This is a genomic window from Agromyces sp. NPDC052230 (assembly GCF_040679595.1).
In the GTDB taxonomy this organism is placed as follows: Bacteria; Actinomycetota; Actinomycetes; order Actinomycetales; family Microbacteriaceae; genus Agromyces.
In genome coordinates, this window is sequence record NZ_JBFAVC010000006.1 from 308514 (window position 1) to 331560 (window position 23047).

Below are 23047 nucleotides of genomic sequence, written 5' to 3' on the forward strand. Positions count from 1 at the left end.
GGATGCCTGAACACGAGGCTCGAGTCGATCCGCGCGCCGCGCGCAGCAGGGCACGGTTGGCCGCGGCGGTGCTCGACCTGGCGAGTTCCCGGCCCATCGGTGACGTGACCGTCGCAGAACTCGCCGCCATCGCCGACGTCAACCGTTCGACCTTCTACCAGCACGCGTCGTCTCCCCCCGCGCTGCTTCGCTCAGTGCTGACCGACGAACTCGACACGATCCGCGACCGATATCTCATGGCGTCGACCGAACCCGACATCCGAACCGCGGTCGGCGCCGTGACCGGCGCGGTGCTCGAGCACGTGCAGGCGCACCGCACCATCTACCACCGCGGCCTGACTGCGGCCGACGACGGTGCCGGCCTGCATGCGATGCTCGGCTCGCACTTCGAAATCTCGGCGAGGATGCTGCTCGAGGAGCACCGCATCGAACTTCCCACCGACAGTGGACGCGCGGTGCCGCTCGCCACCGCCGCGCGATACATCGCATACGGCATTGTGGGCGCGATCGAGGCGTGGATGGAGGAGGAGCCGCCGCGACCGCTCGACGAGCTGCTCAGCGACATCCGCCTGCTGCTGCCGTCGTGGTGGCCGCTCGGCTGACGTCCGTCCAGGGACACGTCACCGGCGCCTCAGCGCGCGGCCCATCGGTCAGCCGCGTGCCGCAACTCCCCCCGCGCCTTCGCGAGCTTGTCGAGGTGCGCTGCCGCGCGTCGATCGGCCGCCTCGGCCAGCTGCGCGAGCACCTCCACCGGTTCACCCCGGTGTGCGGCGTGTGCTGCCGCACGCCGCACATGCTCGGCGAACAGCACCTCGTCGCGGTGGTCGCCCAGCACGTCGTGCAGGTCCTCCCCGGCCTCGGCGAGCGCTTCGGCCCGGGAGCCGAACAGCTCGACGGGTTCCATGGTGAGGGCTTCGGCGGCGTACCGCAGCCGCCGGCCCGCCTTGCGCACGGCGTGCAGCTGCTCGGGCGTGGGCGACGACGTCAGGCGATCGGCGCGGCGCACCGCACGCTTCGCCTCGCGCTCGATGAGGTCGCCGAGCACCTCGTCGACCGGGCCTGCAGCGAGCGGCGTCAGGGGCGGGGCGTCGAGGAAGTCGGCGAGCATCAGGCGCCGGGCCGACGCACGCGGCATCCGCTGCCGTTCCACGAAGCGGGCGTGCGCCAGCCGGTGGGCCTCGAGCTCGGCGTCGACCAGGTGCCCACGCACCGCGGCGAGCCCGCCCGGAGTCGACCCTTCCGGCGGATCCTCGAGCGCGGCTTCGGCCACCTGCACCCGCACCTCGATGTCCCGCACCGTGCCGAGTTCACGGCCGAACTCGCGGTACCGGCGGCGGATCCGCTCGGCGATGGATGCGTCGAACAGGGGCCCGAACGCCGCGAGCAAGCTCCGCAGGCGCCGCACGTGCGTCCGAAGCTGGTGCACCCCGTCGGGCTCGTCGGCGAGCGCGGCGGGTTCGAGGGCGTCGAGGCGCTCGGCGAGGGCGCGCAGCGCGAGGACCGCCGCCGTGCCCGCGTCGGAGTCGGCGACATCCGGTGCCGCCTTCTCGTCAGCCACGGCTCAGTCCGTGTCGCGCCATGAGATCGCCGTCGCGCTCGAGACGGCGCAGCACCTCGTCGGGTCCGAGCTGCGTGACGCCCGGTTCCAGCTCGTCCCACTCGCGCGGCGCCGCGACCTGCGGTCGTTCGCGTCCGCGCATCGTGTACGGGGTGGCGGTCGAGCGGGCGGCGCTGTTCTGGCTCCAGTCGATGAACACGCGACCCACGCGCTTCTCCTTGCCCACCTCGGCGACGAGGGTATCGGGATGCGCTGCGGCGAGCTCCTTCGCCACCCGACCGACGTAGGCGTGCACGGCCTGCGACGAGCGCCGGCCGGTGAGCGCCGCGTAGACGTGCAGGCCCTTGCTTCCGCTCGTCACCGGCCAGGCCTCGAGGTCGTCCTCGGCGAGCCGCGCGCGGATGAGTCGCGCCGCACCGACGCACTCGTCGAGTCCGGCGCCGTCGCCCGGGTCGAGGTCGATGACGAGCCGGTCGGGATTCCGGATGCCGCCACGCGGCCCTGCCCGCCACTGCGGCGTGTGCAGCTCGATGGCCGATTGATTCGACATCCATTCGAGCCCGCGCACGTCGTCGATGAACGGGTAGGTCACGAGCTTGGCGGGCTTCGACGACCCGGGATCGGACGAGAGCGGCATCCGTCGCAGCCAGTCAGGGGTGTACTTCGGCGCGTGCTTCTCGAAGAAGCGCACGCCGCCCACTCCTTCGGGAAAGCGGATGCGAGTGACCGGCCGGTCGGCGAGCTGGGGCAGGATCACGTCGGCGACCGCGCGGTAGTACGCGACGAGGTCTCCCTTCGTGAAGCCGGTCTCGAAGAGCTGCCGCTCGGGGTGCGTGATCCGCGCCCCTTGGGCGGGCCCGTCGGCGGATCGACGGGTGGTTGGACGGGTCACAGCGTGAACCTCCGTTCTTGGCCGGTGGCGAGCTCGGACTCGACCCCATCGACGACGATGCGGATCGGCGCGGCGCGCCCCTCCGCCGAGGTGATATGCAACTCCGCCTGCGAGAGGGTCACGCTGAGGGCCTGGTCGCGATAGGTGAGGTGGAACTTGACGGAGCCGATCTCGACGGGAAGCAGGGGGTGGAACCAGAGCCGATCCGCGCGCATCTCGATGCCGGCGTAGCACCGCGTCACGAGGTCGACCGACCCGGCCATGGCGGCGATGTGCACGCCCTCTCGCGTGGTGCCGCCCTGGATGTCGGCGAGGTCGGAGCGCAGCGCCTCCTGCAGGAACCGCCATGAACGTGCGCGGTCGCGACGGGCCTCGAGCCACGAGTGCACCACGTTCGAGAGCGTCGACCCGTACGTGCTCGTCGCCGAGTAGCGCTCGACCGTGCGCAGGATCGCCTCGGGCGGCAGCTCGTAGCCCATGTCCTCGAACAGCTCCCGGAGCTCCTCGGCCGAGAGCAGGTACAGGAGCATGAGCGCGTCGGGTTGCTTCGACACCTGGTAGCGGTTGGTGGTGTCGCCCTCGGCGTTGAGGATGAGGTCGAGCCGGCCGATCCAGCCGTGCCGGTGGCGGTACCGGTCGAGGTCGATGGGCTCGAGGTCGTCGTAGCCGTCGAACTGCGAGAGCGTGCCGTCGCGGTTGAACACCACGGTGAGCCGGGCGGCGATCTGCGCCCACGCCTCGCGCTCCCCCGGCTCGATACCGAGACGTTGCCAGTGCAGGCGGCCCGGATGCCCCTCCAGCACGTCGAGGGTCGTCATCGCCCGCCGCAGCACCCACGACGTCATCACGTTCGTGTAGGTGTTGTCGCGCAGACCCTGGCCGGGGCGGTCGAGGTAGCCGTCGTGGAACTCGTCGGGACCCATGACGTTGTCGATCGAATACCGGTCGCGCGCCGGGTCGTAGACCGCGAGCGAGGCGAAGAATCGTGCGACCCCCACGATGAGGTCGGCGCCCTCGTGCAGGAGGAACTGCGTGTCGCCCGTCGACTCGTAGTACTGCCAGGCGCTGTACGCGACCGCGAGACCGACGTGGCGCTGCAGGCGCGAGTTGTCGGGGATCCATGCGCCGCTGAGCGGATTGAACAACGCTCTCGGCGTGACGTCGTCGCCCGCGATGCCGCTCTGCCAGGGGAACATGGCCCCGGCGTGCCCCGCGCGTCGTGCCGCCGCCTTGGCCGCCCCGAGACGGCGGTGCCGATAGGCGAGCAGGGCCGGCGTCAACGGCGGACGACGCAGGGTGATGAAGGGATAGACGAACAGCTCGTCCCAGAACACGTGGCCGTCGTACGCCTCGCCGTGGAGGCCGCGAGCGGGGATGCCGGCATCGAGGTCGGCGTTCACGGCGTTGAGCGTCTGCAGCACGTGGAAGGCGTTGAAGTGCAGCGCGAGCGCCTCCTCGCCGGCGGGCCGCAGCTCCACGGCGAACTCGAGCCACAGCCGTTCCCATGCCCGTACGTGCGCGACGAGGAGTTCATCGAACGGGGCGACCCTCGCCACGCCGTCGGCGGCCGTCTCGTCGGGCGACAGCACCGCCCGGTCACGCGACGTCGAGACGTACACGACCTTCTCGATCACGAGCGGCGTGCCGGCTGCGGCATCCGTCGTGAACTCCTGGGCGACCACACCCCACTCGTCCGAATCGAACGAGCATTCGGGCGAGATCGCCCGCTCCCCCGCCCGCACCGTCGTTCGTGCCGCCGTCGCGATGCGGATCTTCGATCGATCGGTCTCGACCTCGAGGAGCACCGTGTCACGAGCGCATTGACGCTGCGAGATCGGGCGCAGATGCCGATGCGTGCGCGGCGAATGGCTGGGCACGTTCGTGTTCGCCACGTTGCCGTCGATCCCCGAGCGCACGGTGACGGGACCCGACCAGTTGACCGGCAGGATCGACACGCGCATGGCCGCGACCCGTGGCGTGTCCTGGGAGACGAACCGGTCGCTGCGCACGGTGGTCACCCGGCCGTGGTCGTCGCGGAACGTCACCCGTCTCGTGAGGATGCCGTGCCGCACGTCGAGCTCCTGGTGGAACTCGCCGAGGTCGGCGTCGGCGAGCGCGTCGAGCCCGAACCAGTCGCCGCCCTCGAGCCGGAACCGCAGCGGCAACCAGTTCGGGGCGTTGACCATCTCCTCGTCGGGCATCATCACGCCCTCCACCTGCCAGTCGACGACGTCGTAGACGCCCGCGAAGTACGTGCCCGGGTAGTGCACGTCGTCGGCCGACGACTCCTCACCCGCGCCGCGCGTGCCCCAGTACCCGTTCGCGAGGGTGCACAGCGCCTCGCGTGTGCCCTCGTGGGTGGGCAGGTAGTCGTCGAACGCGACCACCCACGTCTCGGCGTCGCCGGGCTCCCCGTCGGGATGGGCGACGCCGCAGAGGCGCTCGTCGAGTGGGCGAAGCGCTGCCATGAGCCAACGCTACGCCGGGGCATCCGCTCAGCGCCGCAACCCCACGGGGCCGGGTGGGAACCCGCGCCTACCCGGCGTCGTCGATGCGAACGCGCTTGATGCGCGACGACTCGCCGCGCAGGATCGTCACCTTCGAGCGCGCCACCCCGAAGTGCGCGGCGAGCGCGGCCACGACGCCCGCGTTCGCGGCACCGTCGACGGCGCGCTCGCGCACGTACACGGTGACGGATGCCGCTGGGTCGCCCTCGGTCTCCTCGACGAGCGGCCCCTTGCGGCTGCCGGGCTTCACCCGCACGGTCAGGTCCATCGCGCTCCTCAGTACCTCGGTTCGTGCCGTTTCGGCAGCAGACCAGCGGGTGGCGTTCCGGCCTCGTGGAACTCGCACTCGAACCAGCCCTCGTAGCCGAAGAGGAACCCGAAGGCACGGTTGCGCACCTCCAGGTGCACGCGGAACACGCCGGCCTCCTCGTCGAACCGCTCCCGAAGCTCGGCGTACCCCGAGAACAGCATCGGGAATCGGAAGTCGACCGGCCCCTCGCGGAATCGCTGCTCCCCCGAGCGCAGGAGCAGCGAGCCGTCCTGCTCCACCGTGAGGTCGAGGTCGACGGCGAGATGCTGGTGCGTGCCGAGGTAGTCGACGACGATGCCCCGGGCGGGATCCACGACCATCGTCGCATCGAAGCGACTCGGCCGTCGGCCGGGCAGACGGTACTCGCGAACGAACGTCACGGTCTCGCGTCCGAACGGGTCGAGGTAGGGCTCGTTCTCGATCGTGAACGGCACGTCGTCACCGACATCCGGAATGAGGATGTTCCGAAGCCGTCCGACCTGCAGGAACGGCACCGTCCACCACGGCCCGCGGCGGATGCGCGTCATCACGCCTCGGCCGAGGCAGGCGTACCCGCCGTCGAGCGAGACCCCGAACCGCCGTTGCAGCATCGGGTGGAGCCGCCCGAAGTCGTCGCCGAGTGCTCGCGGGAACACCGGGCCGACGGTCGCGGTCGAGCGTCCGCTCACGGCGCCGTCAACCCCGCGAGGGTCGGCGGTGCGTCGGCGAAGACGCCGCGGGGCGACACCGTGCGGCAGCGGCGCGCTTTCGGTCGCTCCGCCCTCCAGCATGCGAACGCGGATGCGACGGGCCAACGCTCGGGCGGCACGCCGGTCTCCGCCCAGATGCGCAGCCGGTCGAAGCTCCACGCCGTCATCCATCGCACGAGCGGACGGATGAGACGGTCGACGACATATCCGATGCGCCCGAAGCCCGGCTCGTAGTCGTACCCAGTGATGAACCGCACGCCCGCTGCGGTCGGCACGTACCGCCAGTACCCGCGGCCGGAGCGGAGCGGCGACCACGGGTCGTCCGTGGTGAACCGCAGCGCGGACGTGCTCGAGCCGTCGGCGCCCGTGCGCTGCCCGATCGAGATCCCCGTCCCGCGGATCGTGTGCAGGCGACCGAGCCGTCGCTCGTAAACGAACCGCACAGCACCGTCGTCGAGCTGCCCGATCGGCGCGATCGCTGAGAAACGCAGGTCCCACCGCGCATGTTCCGCCGGATCCTGGGTCAGCCGCCAGACCGTCTCGAGGTCGGCGCGGATGAGCGTCTCGACGTACAGGGCACGCGACCGCCCATCGCCCACCTGCGGGCGATGCGGGGACGACGCTCGCGCCATCGGGCGCCTACCGCTGGCGACGCTCGCGGACGCGCATGTTTATCACGATCGGCGAGCCCTCGAAGCCGTAGATCTCGCGCAGCCGACGCTGGATGAATCGGCGGTAGCCCGGGTCGAGGAACCCGGTCGTGAACAGCACGAAGGTCGGCGGGCGGCTCGCGGCCTGCGTGCCGAACAGGATGCGGGGCTGCTTGCCGCCGCGCACCGGGTGCGGATGCTCCTGCGTGAGCTCGGTGAGGAAGGCGTTGAACTTGCCCGTGGGAATGCGGGTGTCCCACGACTCGAGCGCCGTCTCGAGGGCGGGCACGAGCTTCTCGAGGTGCCGGCCGGTCTTCGCGGAGATGTTCACCCGCGGCGCCCAGGCGACGTGGTGCAGGTCCTGCTCGATCTCGCGCTCGAGGTAGCGTCGGCGGTCGTCGTCGAGGAGGTCCCACTTGTTGTACGCGAGCACGAGCGCTCGGCCCGACTCGAGCACGAGGTCGATGATGCGCACGTCCTGCTCGGAGATCGGCTCCGAGACATCCAACATCACGACTGCGACCTCGGCCTTCTCGAGGGCTGCCTGGGTGCGCAGCGACGCGTAGAAGTCGGCACCCTGCTGCAGGTGCACACGACGGCGGATGCCGGCGGTGTCGACGAAGCGCCACACCTTGCCGCCCAGCTCGATCTGCTCGTCGACGGGATCGCGGGTGGTGCCCGCCAGCTCGTTGACGACCACGCGCTCTTCGCGGGCGGCCTTGTTCAGCAGGCTCGACTTGCCGACGTTCGGCCGGCCGAGGATCGCCACCCGGCGCGGACCGCCGAACTCGTCCTTCGCGACAGCCGACACCTGCGGCAGCACCTTGAAGACCGCCTCGAGGAGGTCGGCCACACCACGCCCGTGCAGCGCCGAGACCGGATACGGCTCGCCGAGGCCGAGGTTCCACAGTGCGGCCGCCTCGGGCTCCTGGCGTGCGTCGTCGACCTTGTTGGCCACGAGGAATACCGGCTTCTTCGCCTTGCGGAGCAGGCGCACGACGTGCTCGTCGGTGGAGGTGGCGCCGACTCTGGAATCGACGACGAAGAGCACCACGTCGGACAGGTCGATCGCGACCTCGGCCTGGGCGGCGACGGATGCGTCGATGCCCCTCGCGTCGGGCTCCCAGCCACCGGTGTCGACGAGACTGAAGCGGCGATCGAGGTACTCGCCCTTGTACGAGACGCGGTCACGCGTGACGCCCGGAGTGTCTTCGACGACGGCCTCACGGCGGCCGAGGATGCGGTTGACGAGCGCCGACTTGCCGACGTTCGGGCGCCCGACGATCGCGATGACCGGCAGGGCCGGGAGGTAGCGGATGGCCTCCTCGCCCTCTTCGGAGATCTCGAGCACGCCGAGGTCGTCCTCGTCGAGCTCGTAGTCGGCGAGCCCTGACCGCAGGGTGGCGGCCCGCTGTTCGGCGAGATCCTCGTCGACGTCGGCGAGGCGCTCGGCCAGGTCGTCGTCGACGACGGCCTCGTCGTCGTAGTCGCGCTGCTGGTCGGTCATGGTGTCTCCTCTAAGTCTGTGCGCGTCCGGGCGCCTGCCCGTTGCGGCTACCGCACCGCCTCGGGCTGCGCGGCCCGGATCACGCCGATGACCGCCTCGACGGTCTGCTCGAAGTCGAGCTCCGTCGAATCGACGGTCGTCACGCCCTCGGCGGCGGTCATGAAGTCGACGACCTTCGCGTCGGCTTCGTCGCGCCGGCGCAACTGCTCCCCCGTGTGCTCTGGTGTGGTGTCGACGAGCTCGGCGGAGCGCCTGGCTATTCTAGTCTGCTCAGCTGCGGTGAGCAGGATCCGCACGGGCGCATCGGGCGCGACGACGGTCGTGATGTCACGACCCTCGACCACGACACCCGGCCTGCGCTCGTCGGCCATGATGCCGCGGAACTGCTCGATGAGGTGGGTTCGCACCTCGGGGATCCGCGCCACGCGGCTCACGACCGCCGAGATGTCGGGGTCGCGGATCGCGAGGGTCACGTCGACATCGCCGACGTGCACGGCGTATCCGGCGGGATCGGTGCCGATGCGGACCTCGAAGCTCGAGAGGCAGGAGATGACGGATGCCGCGTCATCCATGTCGACCCCGCAGGCCTCTGCGTGCCACGCCAGCGCGCGGTACGCGGCGCCCGTGTCGAGGAAGCCGTAGCCGAGGCGACGTGCGACCTCCTTGGACACGCTCGACTTGCCGCTGCCGGCAGGGCCGTCGATGGCGACGACGAGGGGGTAGACGGGAGTGTGTTCGTTCACGTTCACCTGTTCAGCCTGCGATCCGCCAACCGCGTGCGGCAAGCTCGTCGGTGAGGCGCTCGACCACCTCGGGAAGCACGAAGACCTCGGCGAGACCCACCTGGGCGCCCGGGGAGTGCTCGAGGCGGAAGTCCTCGAGGTTCACGCCGGCGTCGCCGACGTCGTTGAAGAGGCGGGCGAGCTGGCCCGGGCGGTCGTCGACCATGACGATGAGGCTCGCGTACCGGCGGTCGACGCCGTGCTTGCCCGGCAGGCGCTCGACCCCGGTGTTGCCGCCGAAGAGCTCCTCCGCGATACGGCGCCGGGCGCCGGGCGCCTCGAAGTCCTCGAGGGCGGTGACGAACCGATCGAGGTCGTCGCGGTAGGCGCGAAGGATGTCGGCCACGGGCCGGGCGTTCTGCCCGAGGATCTGCACCCACAGCTCGGGATCGCTCGAGGCGATGCGGGTGACGTCGCGCAACCCCTGCCCCGCGAGGTTGAGGGAGGCGTGCGGCGCCTCGATGAGCCGGCGTGCGAGCAGGCTCGACACGACCTGGGGAACGTGGGAGACGAGGGCGACCGCCTGGTCGTGCTGCTCGGGTGTGAGCTCGACGAGTGTGGCGCCGAGATCGAGGATGAGGTCGTCGATGGCGGCGGCGTTCTGGTACGAGACGTTCCCGTGGTCGACGACGACCCACGGGCGTCCCACGAAGAGGTCGGCCCGACCCGACATGGGTCCACCGCGCTCACGGCCCGCCATCGGATGGGTGCCGATGTAGCGCGCGAGGTCGGCGCCACGCGCCTTGAGGTCCTCGTAGACGGCGACCTTGACGCTCGCGACATCCGTCACCAGCGCCTCGGGATAGGCGTCGAGCTCGGCGGCGACGACGTCGGCCGTGACGTCGGGCGGCACGCACACGACGATGAGCTGCGGCCGGTCGCCGGGTTCTGCGGGCCGGCCGGCACCGTAGTCGACGGCGATCGCGAGATGCGTGGGTGACGCGTCGGCGAGGATGACGTCGATGCCCTTCGCCTTGAGGCCGAGGCCGATGCTCGCACCGAGCAGACCGACGCCGACGACACGCACCGGTCCGATCAGGCGTGATTCGGTCACGAGTCCCCTTCGTTCGATGCGGCGCGTTCGTTCGACCCGGCGCCGCGCGCGGCGTCCGCAGCGCGGGAGATCGTGAGCAGTTGGCCGAGTTCCACCTTAGTCAACTCGCGCATGGCGCCCGACGTGAGGGTGCCGAGGTGCAGGGGCCCGAAGCTGCGCCGAACGAGGTCGGTGACCGGATGCCCCACCGCGTCGAGCATCCGTCGCACGATCCGGTTGCGCCCCGAGTGCAGGGTCACCTCGACCATGGTGTGGCGGTCGTCGCCCTGCTGCTGCAGGATGCGTCCGCGGTCGATCGCGATGAGACCGTCATCGAGCTCGATTCCCTGCTTCAGTCGCTGTATCGTCTGCGGCGTCATCCGGCCGCGCACCTTCGCGATGTACGTCTTCTCCACGCCGAACGACGGGTGCGCGAGCACGTGCGCGAGCTCGCCGTCGTTGGTGAGGAGCAGCAGGCCGCTCGTCTCCGCGTCGAGCCGGCCGACGTTGAAGACGCGCTCCTCGAGCCCATCGGTGAAGCGCCTGAGGTCGGGACGACCCTGCTCGTCGCGCATCGACGACACGACGCCGCGCGGCTTGTTCAGCATGTAGTAGCGCTTCGCGGGGTCGAGCTGCACCGCGACGCCGTCGACGGCGACCAGGTCGGTCGTGGGGTCGACCCGGCTGCCGAGCTCGGTGACGACCTGGCCGTTGACCTCGACGCGGCCCTCGACGATGAGCTGCTCCGAGACCCGGCGGCTCGCTACACCCGCCGCCGCGAGCACCTTCTGGAGCCGTTCCCCGCTGCGGTCGCGCTCGTCAGTCAAGATCGAATCCTCCCTGGCCGTCGTCGAGCAACGGCGAGATGTGCGGCAGTTCGTCGATCGAGTTGATGCCGAGGTTCGTGAGCAGCATGTCGGTCGTGCCGTAGAGGATCGCGCCAGTCTCGGCATCCGTGTCGGCCTCGGTGATGAGGCCGCGACCGAGCAGGGTGCGCACGACGGAGTCGACGTTGACCGCGCGGATCGAGGCGATCGACGAGCGTGAGATCGGCTGCTTGTACGCGATCACCGCGAGCGTCTCGAGGGCCGCCTGCGACAGCTTCGATGATGACTGGGTGAGCACGAAGTCGGCCACGAGCGCGTCGTACTCGGCGCGCACGTAGAAGCGCCAGCCACCGCCGACCTCCCGAAGTTCGAAGCCGCGACGGATGCCGCGAGCCGCCGCCGCCTCCTCGGCGACGTCGGTGCGGGGCTCGCCCGACGTGCCCGTGCCGTCGTAGTCGGCCACGAGGCGAGCGATGGCGGCGCGCACCTCCGCGACCGGGCGCGCGACCGCGGCCGCGAGCTGCACGACGCCCTGCGGCTCGTCGGCGATGAACAGGATCGCCTCGAGCGCGCGGTCGAGGTCGAGCCGCGGCTGTCCGGGCACATCGAGCGGGGTGACGATCGACAGCTCGGGCCCGCGTTCCTCCGCGGCATCCGTCAGCTCCGCGGCATCCGTCTCACTCGTCATAGTCAGCCCCCAGGCTCTCGAGGTTCTCATCCGACCAGCTCTCGGCGGCCCAGCGCAGCGTGAGCTCGCCGAGCGGCTCGAGTTGTTCGAAGCCGATGGCCGCGTGCCGGTACAACTCGAGCACCGCGAGGAAGCGGGCCACGACCACACCGGGCTGGGCGATGCCCGCGATGAGCTCGCGGAACGTCACCGGATCGCCCCGGCGCAGCACGGCCACGACGTGGGCGGCCTGCTCGCGGATCGACACGAGTGGCGCGTGCAGGTGGTCGAGACCGACGACGGGGATCTCGCGCGGCGTGAGCGCGAGCGTCGCGAGCGCGGCGAAGTCCTCGAGGCTCAGTGTCCACCGCAGCTCGGGCTCACGCTGGCGGAACTGGTCTTCCAGGCGCACGCTGCGCGGATGCCGCCGCGACTCGGCTTCGAGGTGCGACCCGAACCAGCGCGACGCCTCCTTGAACGCGCGGTACTGCAGCAGCCGTGCGAAGAGCAGGTCGCGCGCCTCGAGGAGCGCCACGTCCTCGGCGTCGACGAGCTCGCCCTGCGGCAGGAGCCCCGCGACCTTGAGGTCGAGCAACGTCGCGGCCACGACGAGGAACTCCGAGGCGCGATCGAGCTCCTCCTCGGAGTCGAGTCCCTTCAGGTACGAGATGAACTCGTCGGTCACCGCCGAGAGCGACACCTCGGTGATGTCGAGCTCGTGCTTGGCGATGAGCGAGAGCAGCAGGTCGAATGGGCCCTCGAAGTTCGAGAGGGCGACGCGGAATCCCGTGGAGGTCTCATCGGCTGCCGCACCGGCCGCGGGCACGCCGCCGACCGTCAGTGACTCGACGGGCACGCCGTCGTCGGCAACCGGAAGGCGCTCAGGCGACCGCGCCACGGAAGATCAGCTCCCTCGCGAGCTGGCGGTACGACCTCGACGCCTGGTGCTCGGGCGCGAACTCGGTGATCGGGGTCGCGGCGACCGTGGCATCGGGGAACTTCACCGTGCGCGTGATGACGGTCTCGAGCACCTTCTCGCCGAAGGCGTCGACCACCCGCTCGAGCACCTCGCGCGAGTGCAGCGTGCGCGCGTCGTACATGGTCGCGAGGATGCCGTCGAGCTCGATCGCCGGGTTCAGGCGGTCGCGCACCTTGTCGATCGTCTCGATGAGCAGGGCGACGCCGCGCAGCGCGAAGAACTCGCACTCGAGCGGGATGACCACGCCGTGACTGGCGGTGAGCGCGTTGACCGTAAGCAGGCCGAGCGACGGCTGGCAGTCGATGAGGATCACGTCGTAGTCAGCCGAGACCCGTCGCAGCACCCCCGCGAGGATCTGCTCGCGCGCGACCTCGGTGACGAGGTGGACCTCGGCGGCCGACAGGTCGATGTTCGCGGGGATCACGTCGAGCCCCTCGATCATGGTGTGCTGGATCGCGTCGGCGGGCTCGAGGGTGCGCGAGAGCAGCAGGTCGTAGATCGTGGGCGCGTCGTGCGTGAGCACGCCGAGACCCGCCGAGAGCGCACCCTGCGGGTCGAAGTCGACGGCGAGCACGCGCCTGCCGTACTCGGCGAGCGTGGCGCCGAGGTTGATGGTCGTCGTCGTCTTGCCGACGCCGCCCTTCTGGTTGCAGAGCGCGATGATGCGGGCAGGACCGTGCGACCGCAGGGCCTTCGGGTCGGGGAAATCGCGAAGTGGGCGACCGGTCGGACCGACCTCCGGCTCCAGCGACGCGATTCCGTCTGCCGGGTCCTGTGTCTGGTGGGTCACGTGTGGTCCCTCTCCTGCATCGTCAGAGCCGGCATCCGTGTGGCGTGCTTGGTCGATTCTAGCGAGCACGAGGGTGGGCTGCCGTGTACATCTCCCGGAGTGTATCGGCTGTGACCAGCGTGTAGATCTGGGTGGTCGCGACCGAGGAATGGCCGAGCAGTTCCTGCACCACCCGCACGTCGGCACCGCCCTCGAGCAGGTGCGTCGCGAACGAGTGCCGCAGGGTGTGCGGTGAGACGGATGCCCCGAGCCCGGCCCGTTCGGCTGCCCGGTGGATCACGTCCCACGCGGCCTGCCGCGACATCCGCCGACCGCGGAGTCCGAGGAAGAGCGCCGGTGTGGCCGAGCCGCGCGCCGACAGCGCCGGACGCCCACGCACGAGGTACGCGTCGATCGCGCGTCGCGCGTACGAGCCGAGCGGCACGATGCGCTGCTTGCCGCCCTTGCCGAACAGGCGCACGACCTCTTCGTCGACGAGGTCGTCGACGTTCAGCGACACCGCCTCGGAGACACGCGCGCCGGTGGCGTAGAGGAGCTCGAGCAGCGCCGTGTCGCGAAGCTCGTGCAACTCCTCGCCGCCGACCGCCGCGATGAGCGCCTCGACCTCTTCGACGGGAATCGCCTTCGGCAGCCGCATCGGCAGTTTCGGCGGACGCAGCTCGCGCGAGACATCCCCCTCGACGACGCCCTCCTCGGCGAGGAAGCGGTGCAGGCCCCGCACCGCCGAGAGCACGCGTGCGATCGAGGAGGTCGCGAGCGGCGGCCGGCGATCGGCGCCGAGGAAGCGCACGAAGTCGGCGAGGTCCTGCTCCCCCACCGCCCCGGGGCCGTCGAACCCGCGGTCGGCGAGCCAGTCGGCGTAGAGCCCGAGGTCCCGGCGATACGACGTGACGGTGTTGCGCGCGAGGCCGCGTTCCACGGTGAGGTGCCGCAGGTACCCCTCGACGGATGCGGTGGCGGCGGTCACGGCCGCGCCGGCTCCCCGCGCGGGGTCGAACGGCCGGGCCACGGGGCATCCGCAGGTCCGAGTCCCTGCCACCCCCGTGCGCGTGCCGCGAACGCGGCGAGCGTGCCGTAGACGAGGGAGGAGTTCTGCACGCGCCGCGCGAGCACCGCGTCGACGCACGCATCGAGGCCGGCCCACCGCGTCTCCATGTCGGCCTCCTCGGCCTCGCGCTCGAACATCTCGTCGGCCGGCCGAAGTCCACGTGCGAGATAGATGCGGATCGCCTCGTCACTGCCGCCCGGCGACGTGAAGACATCGATGAGCACGGCCCATTCGGATGCCACGAGGTCGCCCTCCTCGGCCAGTTCGCGCTTGGCCGTGGCGAGCGGATCCTCCCCGTTCACGTCGAGGAGTCCCGCCGGGATCTCCCACTCGCGGGTGCGCACCGGATGCCGGTACTGGCGGATCAGGAAGACCCGGTCGTGGTCGTCGAGCGCGACCACGGCGACCGCGCCGGGATGATCGACGTACTCGCGCACGAGGTGGTCGCCGCCGTACTCGAACGTGTCGCGACGCACGTCCCAGATGCGACCGTCGAACACCCGCTCGCTCGCGATGAGCGGCAGGTCGACGCGCTCGTCTGCGAGCAGACCGGCCGGTGACCCCGCCGGCTGCTCAGCCATTGGCGACGTCGAAGAGCAGGCTGGCCTGCTGTCGCTCGAGCGCCGCGCCCACGAGCCCGCGGAAGAGCGGGTGCGCGTTGTTCGGGCGGCTACGGAGTTCGGGGTGAGCCTGCGTCCCCACGTAGAACGGGTGCACCTCGCGGGGCAGCTCCACGAACTCGACGAGGTGCCGATCGGGCGACATGCCCGAGAACACCATGCCGGCCTGGGCGATGCGATCGCGGTAGGCGTTGTTCACCTCGTAGCGGTGGCGGTGGCGCTCGGAGACCTCGTTCGACCCGTAGAGCTCCGCCGCGATCGAGCCGTCGGCGAGTTTCGCGGGGTAGAGGCCGAGGCGCATCGTGCCGCCGAGGTCACCGCCGGCGATGATCTCGACCTGCTCCTCCATGGTCGCGATGACCGGGAACTCGGTGTCGGGGTCGAACTCGCTCGACGAGGCGCCCGGGAGGCCGACGACGTTGCGCGAGTACTCGATGACCATGCACTGCAGGCCCAGGCAGAGCCCGAGCGCGGGGATCCCGTTCTCGCGCGCGAACCGCAGCGCGCCGAGCTTGCCCTCGATACCGCGCACGCCGAATCCGCCGGGCACGCAGATGCCGTCGAGATGCCCGAGGTGCTTCTGCGCACCCTCGGGCGTTCGGCACTCGTCGGAGGGGATCCACTCGATGCTGACCTTGGTGTCGTTCGCGAACCCGCCGGCGCGCAGCGCCTCGGTGACCGAGAGGTATGCGTCGGGCAGGTCGATGTACTTGCCGACGAGGCCGATGGTGACCTCGTGCTTCGGCTCGTGCACCACCTCGAGGAGCTCGCTCCAGCCAGACCAGTCGACGTCGGCGGCCTTGCCGTCGAGACCGAGCGCTTCGATGATGTACGCGTCCAGCCCCTGGTCGTGCAGCATCGTGGGGATGTCGTAGATCGACGGCACGTCGACCGCGTTCACGACGGCGGCCTCGTCGACGTCGCACATGAGCGCGATCTTGCGCTTGTTCGCCTCGGTGACGGGGCGGTCGCTGCGCAGCACGAGCGCATCGGGCTGGATGCCGATGGAGCGAAGCGCCGCCACGGAGTGCTGGGTGGGCTTCGTCTTCTGCTCGCCCGAGGCGCCCATGTACGGCACGAGCGAGACGTGCACGAAGAACACGTTCTTGCGGCCGAGCTCGTGGCGCACCTGGCGGGCCGACTCGATGAATGGCTGCGACTCGATGTCGCCCACGGTGCCGCCGATCTCGGTGATGATGACGTCGGGCTTCGGGCTCTCGGTGGCCTGCAGTCGCATCCGGCGCTTGATCTCGTCGGTGATGTGCGGAATCACCTGCACCGTGTCGCCGAGGTACTCGCCGCGTCGCTCCTTGGCGATCACCGTCGAGTAGATCTGCCCGGTCGTCACGTTGGCGGCCTGCGACAGGTTGATGTCGAGGAACCGCTCGTAGTGGCCGATGTCGAGGTCGGTCTCGGCGCCGTCGTCGGTCACGAAGACCTCGCCGTGCTGGAACGGGTTCATCGTGCCCGGGTCGACGTTGAGGTACGGATCGAGCTTCTGCATCACGACCCGAAGCCCCCTGGCTGTCAGGAGATTGCCGAGACTGGCCGCCGTGAGACCCTTGCCCAACGAAGAAACGACACCACCGGTCACGAAGATGTGCTTGGTTACGCCGTTAATGGGCTCAGGGTTGGAAATGTCTGTGCTCGAAAGAGCTCTGCCGCGTTCATCCACCACGGGCTTATAGTCTAACCCACGTTCTTCGCCAGCCCGGCCGACATGCCCCACGCGCTCCCCCTTCTTCGATGGCGTCAGGTCGACGCCGCATCCGCGCGGCGCGGTGCCGCCGTGCTCATGCCGCCCGATCCGAGGCGATCTCCAACAGCTCCCGCGCATGCGCGAGGCCGCTCTCGGAATCGGCGAGCCCAGACAGCAACCGCGCCATCTCGGCTTCGCGCTCGGCGCCGGTCAGTTGCCGCACGCTCGATGACGTCACCTGCCCGTCGGTGCCCTTCACGACACTCAAGTGGTTCGTGGCGAATGCGGCGACCTGGGCGAGGTGGGTGACCACGATCACCTGCGACCGTTCGGCGAGCCGCGCGAGCCGCCGGCCGATCTCGATGGCCGCCGCACCGCCGACACCCGCGTCGACCTCGTCGAACACGAACGTCGGCACGGGATCGGTGCCGGCGATGACCACCTCGATCGCGAGCATGACGCGCGAGAGTTCGCCGCCCGATGCCCCACGGGACACGGGCCGCGGCTCGGCTCCGGGGTGCGGCTGCAGCAGGATGGCCACCTGGTCGCGGCCGTGCGACGCGGGTTCGTGGTCGGCGTCGACCGTGACGCTCAGACGCGCGTCGGGCATCGCGAGCGCGCCGAGCTCGGCGGTCACGGCCGCGGCGAGTCGTTCGGCCGCATCGGCACGCAGCTCGGTGAGCCGGGCGGCCAGTCGGGCGACGTCGTCGCCCAGTCGGGCGACGGAGGCTTCGAGCACCGAGATGCGGTCGTCGTCGCCGTCGAGTTCGACGAGGCGGAGCCCCCCGTTGCGACGGAACTCGAGCACCTCATCGAGCGAACCGCCATGGCGACGGATGAGCGCCGTGATGAGCGCCCGCCGCTCCTGCACGATCTCGAGCTCGCGCGCGCTGTCGGCGTCGAGGCCGGCGAGGTAGCCCGCGAGCTCGGTCGAGGCATCGGCGAGCAGGAACCCGGCGCTCTCGAGCGCCTCGGCGATGGGCGCGAGGGTCGCATCGTGCTCGACCACGTGCTCGAGGTTGCGCTTCGCGCTGTCGACGAGGGCGATCGCGTCGGGCGCGCCGTCGGTGAGGTCTTCCGCCGAGATCAGGGCTCGCGCCTGCGCGGCGGCGAGGCGGAGCTCCTCGAGGTTCGAGAGGCGGTCGGCGCGCTCGGCGAGCTCGACATCCTCGCCGGGCTGGGGGTCGGTCGCCTCGACCTCGTCGAGAGCTTCGCGGAGTTCCTCGGCCTCGCGGGCCCGGGCGTCGTGCGCGTCGCGGAGCCGTTCGAGCTCGGCGGCATCGATACGCCAGGCGGTGAACGCGTCGCGATACTCGGCGAGGGCGGCCGCGAGCGGCGCACCGGCGAACCGGTCGAGCGCATCGCGCTGAGCCACCGCCGATCGCAGCCGCTGCTGGTCGGCCTGCCCGTGCACCACCACGAGCTCGTCGCCGAGGTCGCCGAGCACGCCGACGGGGGCGCTGCGGCCGCCCACGACCGCGCGGCTGCGGCCCTCGGACGAAACCGATCGGCCGAGCAGCAACTCACCGTCGTCGAGCTCGCCGCCGGTCTCGGCGACGCGTTCGGCGATGGCACCGTCGTCGGGCACGAGCCAGCGCCCCTCGACCCACGCCTGCTTCGCTCCGGCGCGCACCGCGCCAGCATCGGCGCGGGCGCCGAGCAGCAGACCGAGGGCGGTGACGACCATAGTCTTTCCCGCGCCGGTCTCGCCGGTGACAGCAGTGAATCCCGCCCCGAGCGGAAGTGTCGCCTCGGCGATCACGCCCAGGTCGCGGATGCCGAGCTCCTCAATCACGGCGGCCCTCACTCACGCGGCCCTCACTCACGACGGCCCGGCCCTCGCCAGCCGGTGACGGGCAGCTGGAACTTGTTGACGAGGCGGTCGGTGAACGGCGCCTCATGCAGGCGCGCGAGGCGCACGGGCACGGGCGACCGCCGCACGATGACGCGCGCGCCGGGCGGGAGGTCGAATGTGCGGCGACCGTCGCACCAGATGACTGCCGCGGCCTCGGTGCGCTGCAGGATCTCGACGGCGAGCGAGGACTCGGGGCCCACCACGAGCGGGCGAGCGAAGAGCGCGTGGGCGCTGAGTGGCACGAGCAGCAGGGCCTCGAGGCTCGGCCACACGATGGGTCCGCCGGCCGAGAACGAGTACGCCGTCGACCCCGTGGGCGTCGACATGACGATGCCGTCGCACCCGAACGACGACAGCGGCCGGCGGTCGACCTCGACCACGACCTCGAGCATGCGCTCGCGCTCGGCCTTCTCGACGGTCACCTCGTTGAGCGCCCAGCTCTCGTAGACGACCTCGTTGCCGACCTTCGCACGGACCGCGAGCGTCATGCGCTCCTCGACCGTGTAGTCGCGGGCCAGGGCACGTGCGACGGTGTAGCCGAGGTCATCGCGTTCGCTCTCGGCCAGGAAGCCGACGTGACCGAGGTTCACGCCGAGCAGCGCGACGGAATGGTCGCGCATGAGCTCGGCCGCCCGCAGGATCGTGCCATCGCCGCCCAAGACGATGACGAGTTCGATGACACTCGGGTCGATCTCCTCGAACCGCTTGACCTCTCCGTCGAGCTCGGGCACGAAGGCGTGCACTTCGTCCCAGTGCTCGGCCGCGATGACCGGCACCGCGCCTTCAGCGAGGAGCTGCGAGCACACCTCGCCCGTCGCCTCGAGGGCTGACTGCCTGCCGGTGTGGGAGACCACGAGGAAGTGCCGTGCGTCGTTCACGCGTTCGTGCCTCCAGTCAGCTGCTCCACCCGACGCATCCATTCTGTCGGATTCACCCCTCTCGACGCGCTGAGATCGACGAGGTATTCACGATTGCCATGACTGCCCACGATTGGGGAGGACAAGACCCCGGCGGTGCCCAGCCCGAGGTCGAATGCCGCCCACAAGACGTTCGACACCGCCTCGGAACGAAGCGCGGCATCCCGAACGACCCCCTCGCGCACCCCGCCGCGCCCGACCTCGAACTGCGGCTTCACGAGCAGCACGAAGTCGGCATCGTCGGCAGCAGTGGCTCGCAGCGCAGGCAGCACGGTGGTGAGCGAGATGAACGACAGGTCGGCGGTCACGAGCGACGGCGGCTCGCTCACGCCAGTCAGCTCGGCGAGACGGACCCGGTCGAGGCCGCGCACGTTGCAGCCCTCGACGAGCACGAGACCAGGTGCGCCCTGCAGTTCGGGCGCGAGCTGGCCGTGACCGACGTCGACCGCGAGCACGGCGCGGGCGCCGCGTTCGAGGAGCACCTGGGTGAACCCGCCGGTCGACGCGCCGGCGTCGAGCACGACGCGACCAGCGGGGTCAACGCCGAACCCGTCGAGCGCCGCGATGAGCTTGTGGGCGGCTCGGCTCACGTAGTGGCCGGATGTCGCGACCACGAGTTCAGCGCCCTCGGAGACCTTCATCGCGGGCTTCACCGCCGGCCGGCCGTCGACCATCACCACGCCACTGGCGATGAGCATGGCCGCATGCGTACGCGAGCGCGCCAGTCCACGTGCGGCGAGGGCGGCATCGAGCCGCTGCTCGGGCATCGTCAACGCTGACCGCGCGAGGGGTCGGAATGCTCGAGTTCCGTGCGCAGCCGGTCGGCGAGCTGTTGGTAAGCGTCGGCACGCTCGGCAAGCGGCTTGGACTCGATGTCGCGAAGCTCGGCAACCGTATCGTCGGGTGCCGAGCCGCTCGAGTCGCGGGAGCTCGGCGTGCCCGCGGCATCCGTCGCGTCGGTCGGATCGACCGTGCCGGGCTCGTCGTCAGTGCTCACCCGACCACGCTACCCCGCCGAGCCGACGGCGCGGCATCGCGCCGACGGCATTGCGCTCAGGAGTACAGCCGGGGCGGCACCTCGAGCGCGTGGATCGGCGTGCCCGACGACCAGATCGCGGCGCAGGCTGCGCGCAGCAGGTCGAGTCCGCCGTCGCCGTCGGCCACGACGACCACCCGGTTGCCGTCGATGCGGACGCGCGCCGCACCCACTCGCACGGCACCGCCGCGCACCGTCTCGACGCCCGGGTAGGGCTCGTGCAGTTCCCGCAGGTCGCCGAGGATGAAGTCGGGGCGACTGGTGGCATCGGCGGCGAGCACCTGCTTGGCGTGGTCGATGCCCGTGAGGACGAGGGCGCTCGTCATGCCGGCGCGATTCGCGCCGAGGATGTCGGTGTCGAGCCGGTCGCCGACGACGAGTGGGCGTTCGGCGCCGAACCGTCGTTTCGCCTCCTCGAAGATGGGCGTCTCGGGCTTTCCCGCCACGACCGGCAGGCGTCCGACGGCGGTGTGCACCGCGGAGACGAGCGTGCCGTTGCCGGGCGCGATGCCCCGCGCGACGGGGATCGTCCAGTCCATGTTCGTGGCGATCCACGGGATGCCCGGGGTCGCGGCATGCGGACCGCCGTGCGCGTTCAGGGCGAACGACGCCTCGGCGAGCTCCCGCCAGCCCACCTCGGGCGCGAACCCCTGCACGACGGCGGCGGGCGAGTCATCCGCCGACCGCGTGACCCGGTAGCCGCGTTTCTCAAGCTCGGCGACGATCCCCTCGCCGCCGACGACGAAGACGAGCGCGCCCGGGTCGACGCGGCCTTCGAGCAGCCGCATGGCCGCCTGCGGCGAGGTCACCACGTCGTCGGGGGTGACGTCGAGCCCCAACTCGGCGAGGTGACGGGCGACGGATGCATCGCTTCGCGAGGCGTTGTTGGTGATGTATCCGACCGCGTGCGTGGCCCTCGTGCGGTTGAGGCTCTCGACGGCATGCGGAATGGCGCCGTGGCCGGCGTAGACGACGCCGTCGAGGTCGGCGAACACCGCGTCGATCCCGTCGAGCGGCGTCGACGCCTCAGTCCGCGTGCGGAACAGGCCCATCGGGCGCGTCCTCGTCGTTCCGGTCGGTCTCGCGGTCAAGGCGCTCGCCTTCGGCGAGCACTTCAGCCACATCGTCCTCGAGCACGGCGCCGGGGTCGTCGATCGGGTCGGTCGAGGTGGAGGCGACGGATGCCGCTGCAGGCGCCTCATCCTCGACGACCGGCTGGTCCTCCTCGTCCTCCTCGAGCTCGACCTCGAAGATCTCGACGAGCTCCGACTCGGCCGGACCGCCCAGTGCCTCCTCGGCGCGATCGGCGCGGACTCGCCACTCGCCGGCCTCTGCGGTGCGCCCGATCTCCTCGAGCACCTCCGCATACGCGGAGAAGAGCGCGGGACTGTACGAGAAGGCGCGGTCGGGGTCGAGCTGCGGGATCTCGAGCTCGGCGAGAGCCAGCTCGGGCTGGCCCAGGTCGAGGCGCGCTCCCGACATCGCGATGGCGAGCCCCACCTGCACGGCGGATGGGAGGGTCGCGCGGTCGACGGAACGGCCGACCTCGAGCGCACGATCGGGGCGACCGACACCGCGCTCGCTGTCGACCATGAGCGGCAACTGGTCGTTGCGGCCGGAGATGCGGCGATACGTACGCAGCTCGCGCAGCGCAAGCACGAAGTCGCCGACCGCGTAGGCCGTGATCGCAAGGGTCTCGCGCACTACGGCGATCCGACCGGCGCGACGCCCGGCCGATTGCGCGTGCAGGTGCGCCAACTCGGGGTCGACATCGAGGTACATGGATGCCGCAACGAGGTGCCTTGCCACCCAGTCCGCGTTCTCCTTGCTCAGCGTCTTCAGCTCGGCGCGGGCGCTCTTCTCGAGGTCGCGTGCCTCGATCGACTCGGGGATCTCGGGATCGTCGTGGCGCGGGCGCACCGCGAGGTCGGGGGCTCCGAAGGTCTCACGGGGCGGCTGCGCCTCACGCCGGCCATCGCGCGCATCGGGCCGCCCGCCGCGACGGTCATCGCTGCGTGCGCCGGCGTAGGGACGCTTCTCGCCAGCGCCGGAGTAGGGACGCTTCTCGCCACCACCCGAATACGGACGCTTCTCGCCACCACCCGAATACGGACGCTTCGCATCCCGATCACCGGAGTAGGGACGCTTCTCGCCACCACTCGAGTACGGACGCTTCGCATCCCGATCACCGGAGTAGGGACGCTTCTCGCCACCACCCGAGTACGGACGCTTCGCATCCCGATCACCGGAGTGCGGACGCTTCTCGCCACCACCGGAGTAGGGACGCTTCGCATCCCGATCGCCGGAGTAGGGACGCTTCTCGCCACCACCCGAGTACGGACGCTTCGCGGGCCGGTCTCCAGATGGGCGACCTCCTGCGGCTCCACGACCGCCACTCTGGGGGCGCTGACCGGGCCGTTCGCCGCGGCGCGGTCGCTCCCTGCCGTCGGATTCGTCCTTGGAGTCGCTCACGAGTTTCCTGTCGGGTGTGGAGTCATCTTCGGACTCAACCGTACTGCGGCCGGCGAAGCCTGGCCCGTTAACGAGAAATGGCCACCCGTCCTCGGGTGGCCACTCCTCAATGTGTGTCCGGCGGTGTCCTACTCTCCCACAGGGTCGCCCCTGCAGTACCATCGGCGCTGCGAGTCTTAGCTTCCGGGTTCGGAATGTGTCCGGGCGTT

At 70.6% G+C, this 23047-nt stretch carries 23 protein-coding genes and 1 rRNA gene; 1 reads left to right on the top strand and 23 read right to left on the bottom strand.

What is annotated here, in order from left to right; genetic code table 11:
• The first annotated feature begins 2 nt into the window (after positions 1-2).
• Positions 3-602, top strand: a complete 600-nt coding sequence (locus tag AB0K73_RS15185) for a TetR-like C-terminal domain-containing protein (protein WP_360514606.1) — start codon at positions 3-5, stop codon at positions 600-602.
• A gap of 29 nt (positions 603-631) precedes the next feature.
• Here the strand turns inward: AB0K73_RS15185 and AB0K73_RS15190 are convergent, their stop codons facing one another.
• The 23 genes from AB0K73_RS15190 to rrf all read right to left on the bottom strand — a co-directional run.
• Positions 632-1558 carry a CHAD domain-containing protein gene (locus AB0K73_RS15190; protein ID WP_360514609.1) on the bottom strand — a complete coding sequence of 309 codons (927 nt, stop codon included), beginning with the start codon at positions 1556-1558 and terminating at the stop codon, positions 632-634.
• On the bottom strand, positions 1551-2450 hold the full coding sequence (gene ligD / locus AB0K73_RS15195; protein ID WP_360514612.1) for a non-homologous end-joining DNA ligase: 900 nt from the start codon (positions 2448-2450) through the stop codon (positions 1551-1553). The genes AB0K73_RS15190 and ligD overlap by 8 nt, the downstream gene beginning before the upstream one ends.
• Entirely contained in the window at positions 2447-4918 is a 2472-nt protein-coding gene (locus AB0K73_RS15200) for a glycosyl hydrolase family 65 protein (protein WP_360514615.1), read from the bottom strand. Before AB0K73_RS15200 ends, ligD begins: the two co-directional genes overlap by 4 nt.
• 67 nt (positions 4919-4985) lie before the next feature.
• On the bottom strand, positions 4986-5225 hold the full coding sequence (locus tag AB0K73_RS15205; protein WP_360514618.1) for a DUF167 domain-containing protein: 240 nt from the start codon (positions 5223-5225) through the stop codon (positions 4986-4988).
• Positions 5226-5233: 8 nt separating this feature from the next.
• The gene (locus tag AB0K73_RS15210; protein WP_360514621.1) at positions 5234-5935 is read right to left on the bottom strand and encodes a DUF4166 domain-containing protein; all 702 of its coding nucleotides are present in this window, start codon (positions 5933-5935) and stop codon (positions 5234-5236) included.
• Positions 5932-6588 (bottom strand): SRPBCC family protein, encoded by a 657-nt coding sequence (locus AB0K73_RS15215; protein ID WP_360514624.1) that lies wholly within the window; start codon positions 6586-6588, stop codon positions 5932-5934. Before AB0K73_RS15215 ends, AB0K73_RS15210 begins: the two co-directional genes overlap by 4 nt.
• A gap of 7 nt (positions 6589-6595) precedes the next feature.
• Entirely contained in the window at positions 6596-8113 is a 1518-nt protein-coding gene (gene der, locus AB0K73_RS15220) for a ribosome biogenesis GTPase Der (protein ID WP_360514627.1), read from the bottom strand.
• Positions 8114-8160: 47 nt separating this feature from the next.
• Positions 8161-8862, bottom strand: coding sequence for a (d)CMP kinase (cmk, locus tag AB0K73_RS15225; RefSeq protein ID WP_360514630.1), 702 nt, complete (start codon positions 8860-8862; stop codon positions 8161-8163).
• A 4-nt stretch (positions 8863-8866) separates the two neighbouring features.
• Positions 8867-9949, bottom strand: a complete 1083-nt coding sequence (locus tag AB0K73_RS15230; protein ID WP_360514633.1) for a prephenate dehydrogenase — start codon at positions 9947-9949, stop codon at positions 8867-8869.
• The gene (locus AB0K73_RS15235; RefSeq protein WP_360514636.1) at positions 9946-10755 is read right to left on the bottom strand and encodes a pseudouridine synthase; all 810 of its coding nucleotides are present in this window, start codon (positions 10753-10755) and stop codon (positions 9946-9948) included. The genes AB0K73_RS15230 and AB0K73_RS15235 overlap by 4 nt, the downstream gene beginning before the upstream one ends.
• The gene (scpB, locus tag AB0K73_RS15240; RefSeq protein WP_360514639.1) at positions 10748-11443 is read right to left on the bottom strand and encodes an SMC-Scp complex subunit ScpB; all 696 of its coding nucleotides are present in this window, start codon (positions 11441-11443) and stop codon (positions 10748-10750) included. Before scpB ends, AB0K73_RS15235 begins: the two co-directional genes overlap by 8 nt.
• Complete coding sequence (locus AB0K73_RS15245) at positions 11433-12263, bottom strand: ScpA family protein (RefSeq protein ID WP_360514712.1); 831 nt, start codon at positions 12261-12263, stop codon at positions 11433-11435. The genes scpB and AB0K73_RS15245 overlap by 11 nt, the downstream gene beginning before the upstream one ends.
• A gap of 40 nt (positions 12264-12303) precedes the next feature.
• Positions 12304-13191: a ParA family protein gene (locus AB0K73_RS15250; RefSeq protein ID WP_360514642.1), complete on the bottom strand. Its 888-nt coding sequence runs from the start codon at positions 13189-13191 to the stop codon at positions 12304-12306.
• Between the two features lie 58 nt (positions 13192-13249).
• Complete coding sequence (xerD, locus tag AB0K73_RS15255; protein ID WP_360514645.1) at positions 13250-14158, bottom strand: site-specific tyrosine recombinase XerD; 909 nt, start codon at positions 14156-14158, stop codon at positions 13250-13252.
• Positions 14155-14820, bottom strand: a complete 666-nt coding sequence (locus AB0K73_RS15260) for an NUDIX hydrolase (protein ID WP_360514648.1) — start codon at positions 14818-14820, stop codon at positions 14155-14157. The genes xerD and AB0K73_RS15260 overlap by 4 nt, the downstream gene beginning before the upstream one ends.
• Positions 14813-16498, bottom strand: coding sequence for a CTP synthase (locus AB0K73_RS15265; protein ID WP_360514714.1), 1686 nt, complete (start codon positions 16496-16498; stop codon positions 14813-14815). The genes AB0K73_RS15260 and AB0K73_RS15265 overlap by 8 nt, the downstream gene beginning before the upstream one ends.
• 154 nt (positions 16499-16652) lie before the next feature.
• Positions 16653-18353 (bottom strand): DNA repair protein RecN, encoded by a 1701-nt coding sequence (gene recN / locus AB0K73_RS15270; protein WP_360514651.1) that lies wholly within the window; start codon positions 18351-18353, stop codon positions 16653-16655.
• 23 nt (positions 18354-18376) lie between these two features.
• The gene (locus AB0K73_RS15275) at positions 18377-19291 is read right to left on the bottom strand and encodes an NAD kinase (RefSeq protein ID WP_360514654.1); all 915 of its coding nucleotides are present in this window, start codon (positions 19289-19291) and stop codon (positions 18377-18379) included.
• A complete protein-coding gene (locus AB0K73_RS15280; RefSeq protein ID WP_360514657.1) occupies positions 19288-20097 on the bottom strand; it encodes a TlyA family RNA methyltransferase in 810 nt (269 codons plus the stop codon). Before AB0K73_RS15280 ends, AB0K73_RS15275 begins: the two co-directional genes overlap by 4 nt.
• 2 nt (positions 20098-20099) lie before the next feature.
• The gene (locus AB0K73_RS15285; protein WP_360514660.1) at positions 20100-20327 is read right to left on the bottom strand and encodes a hypothetical protein; all 228 of its coding nucleotides are present in this window, start codon (positions 20325-20327) and stop codon (positions 20100-20102) included.
• A gap of 56 nt (positions 20328-20383) precedes the next feature.
• On the bottom strand, positions 20384-21418 hold the full coding sequence (locus tag AB0K73_RS15290; RefSeq protein WP_360514663.1) for an HAD-IIA family hydrolase: 1035 nt from the start codon (positions 21416-21418) through the stop codon (positions 20384-20386).
• Positions 21393-22838 carry a hypothetical protein gene (locus AB0K73_RS15295; protein WP_360514666.1) on the bottom strand — a complete coding sequence of 482 codons (1446 nt, stop codon included), beginning with the start codon at positions 22836-22838 and terminating at the stop codon, positions 21393-21395. Before AB0K73_RS15295 ends, AB0K73_RS15290 begins: the two co-directional genes overlap by 26 nt.
• 115 nt (positions 22839-22953) lie before the next feature.
• A 5S ribosomal RNA gene (gene rrf / locus AB0K73_RS15300) occupies positions 22954-23047 on the bottom strand; the annotation flags it as partial.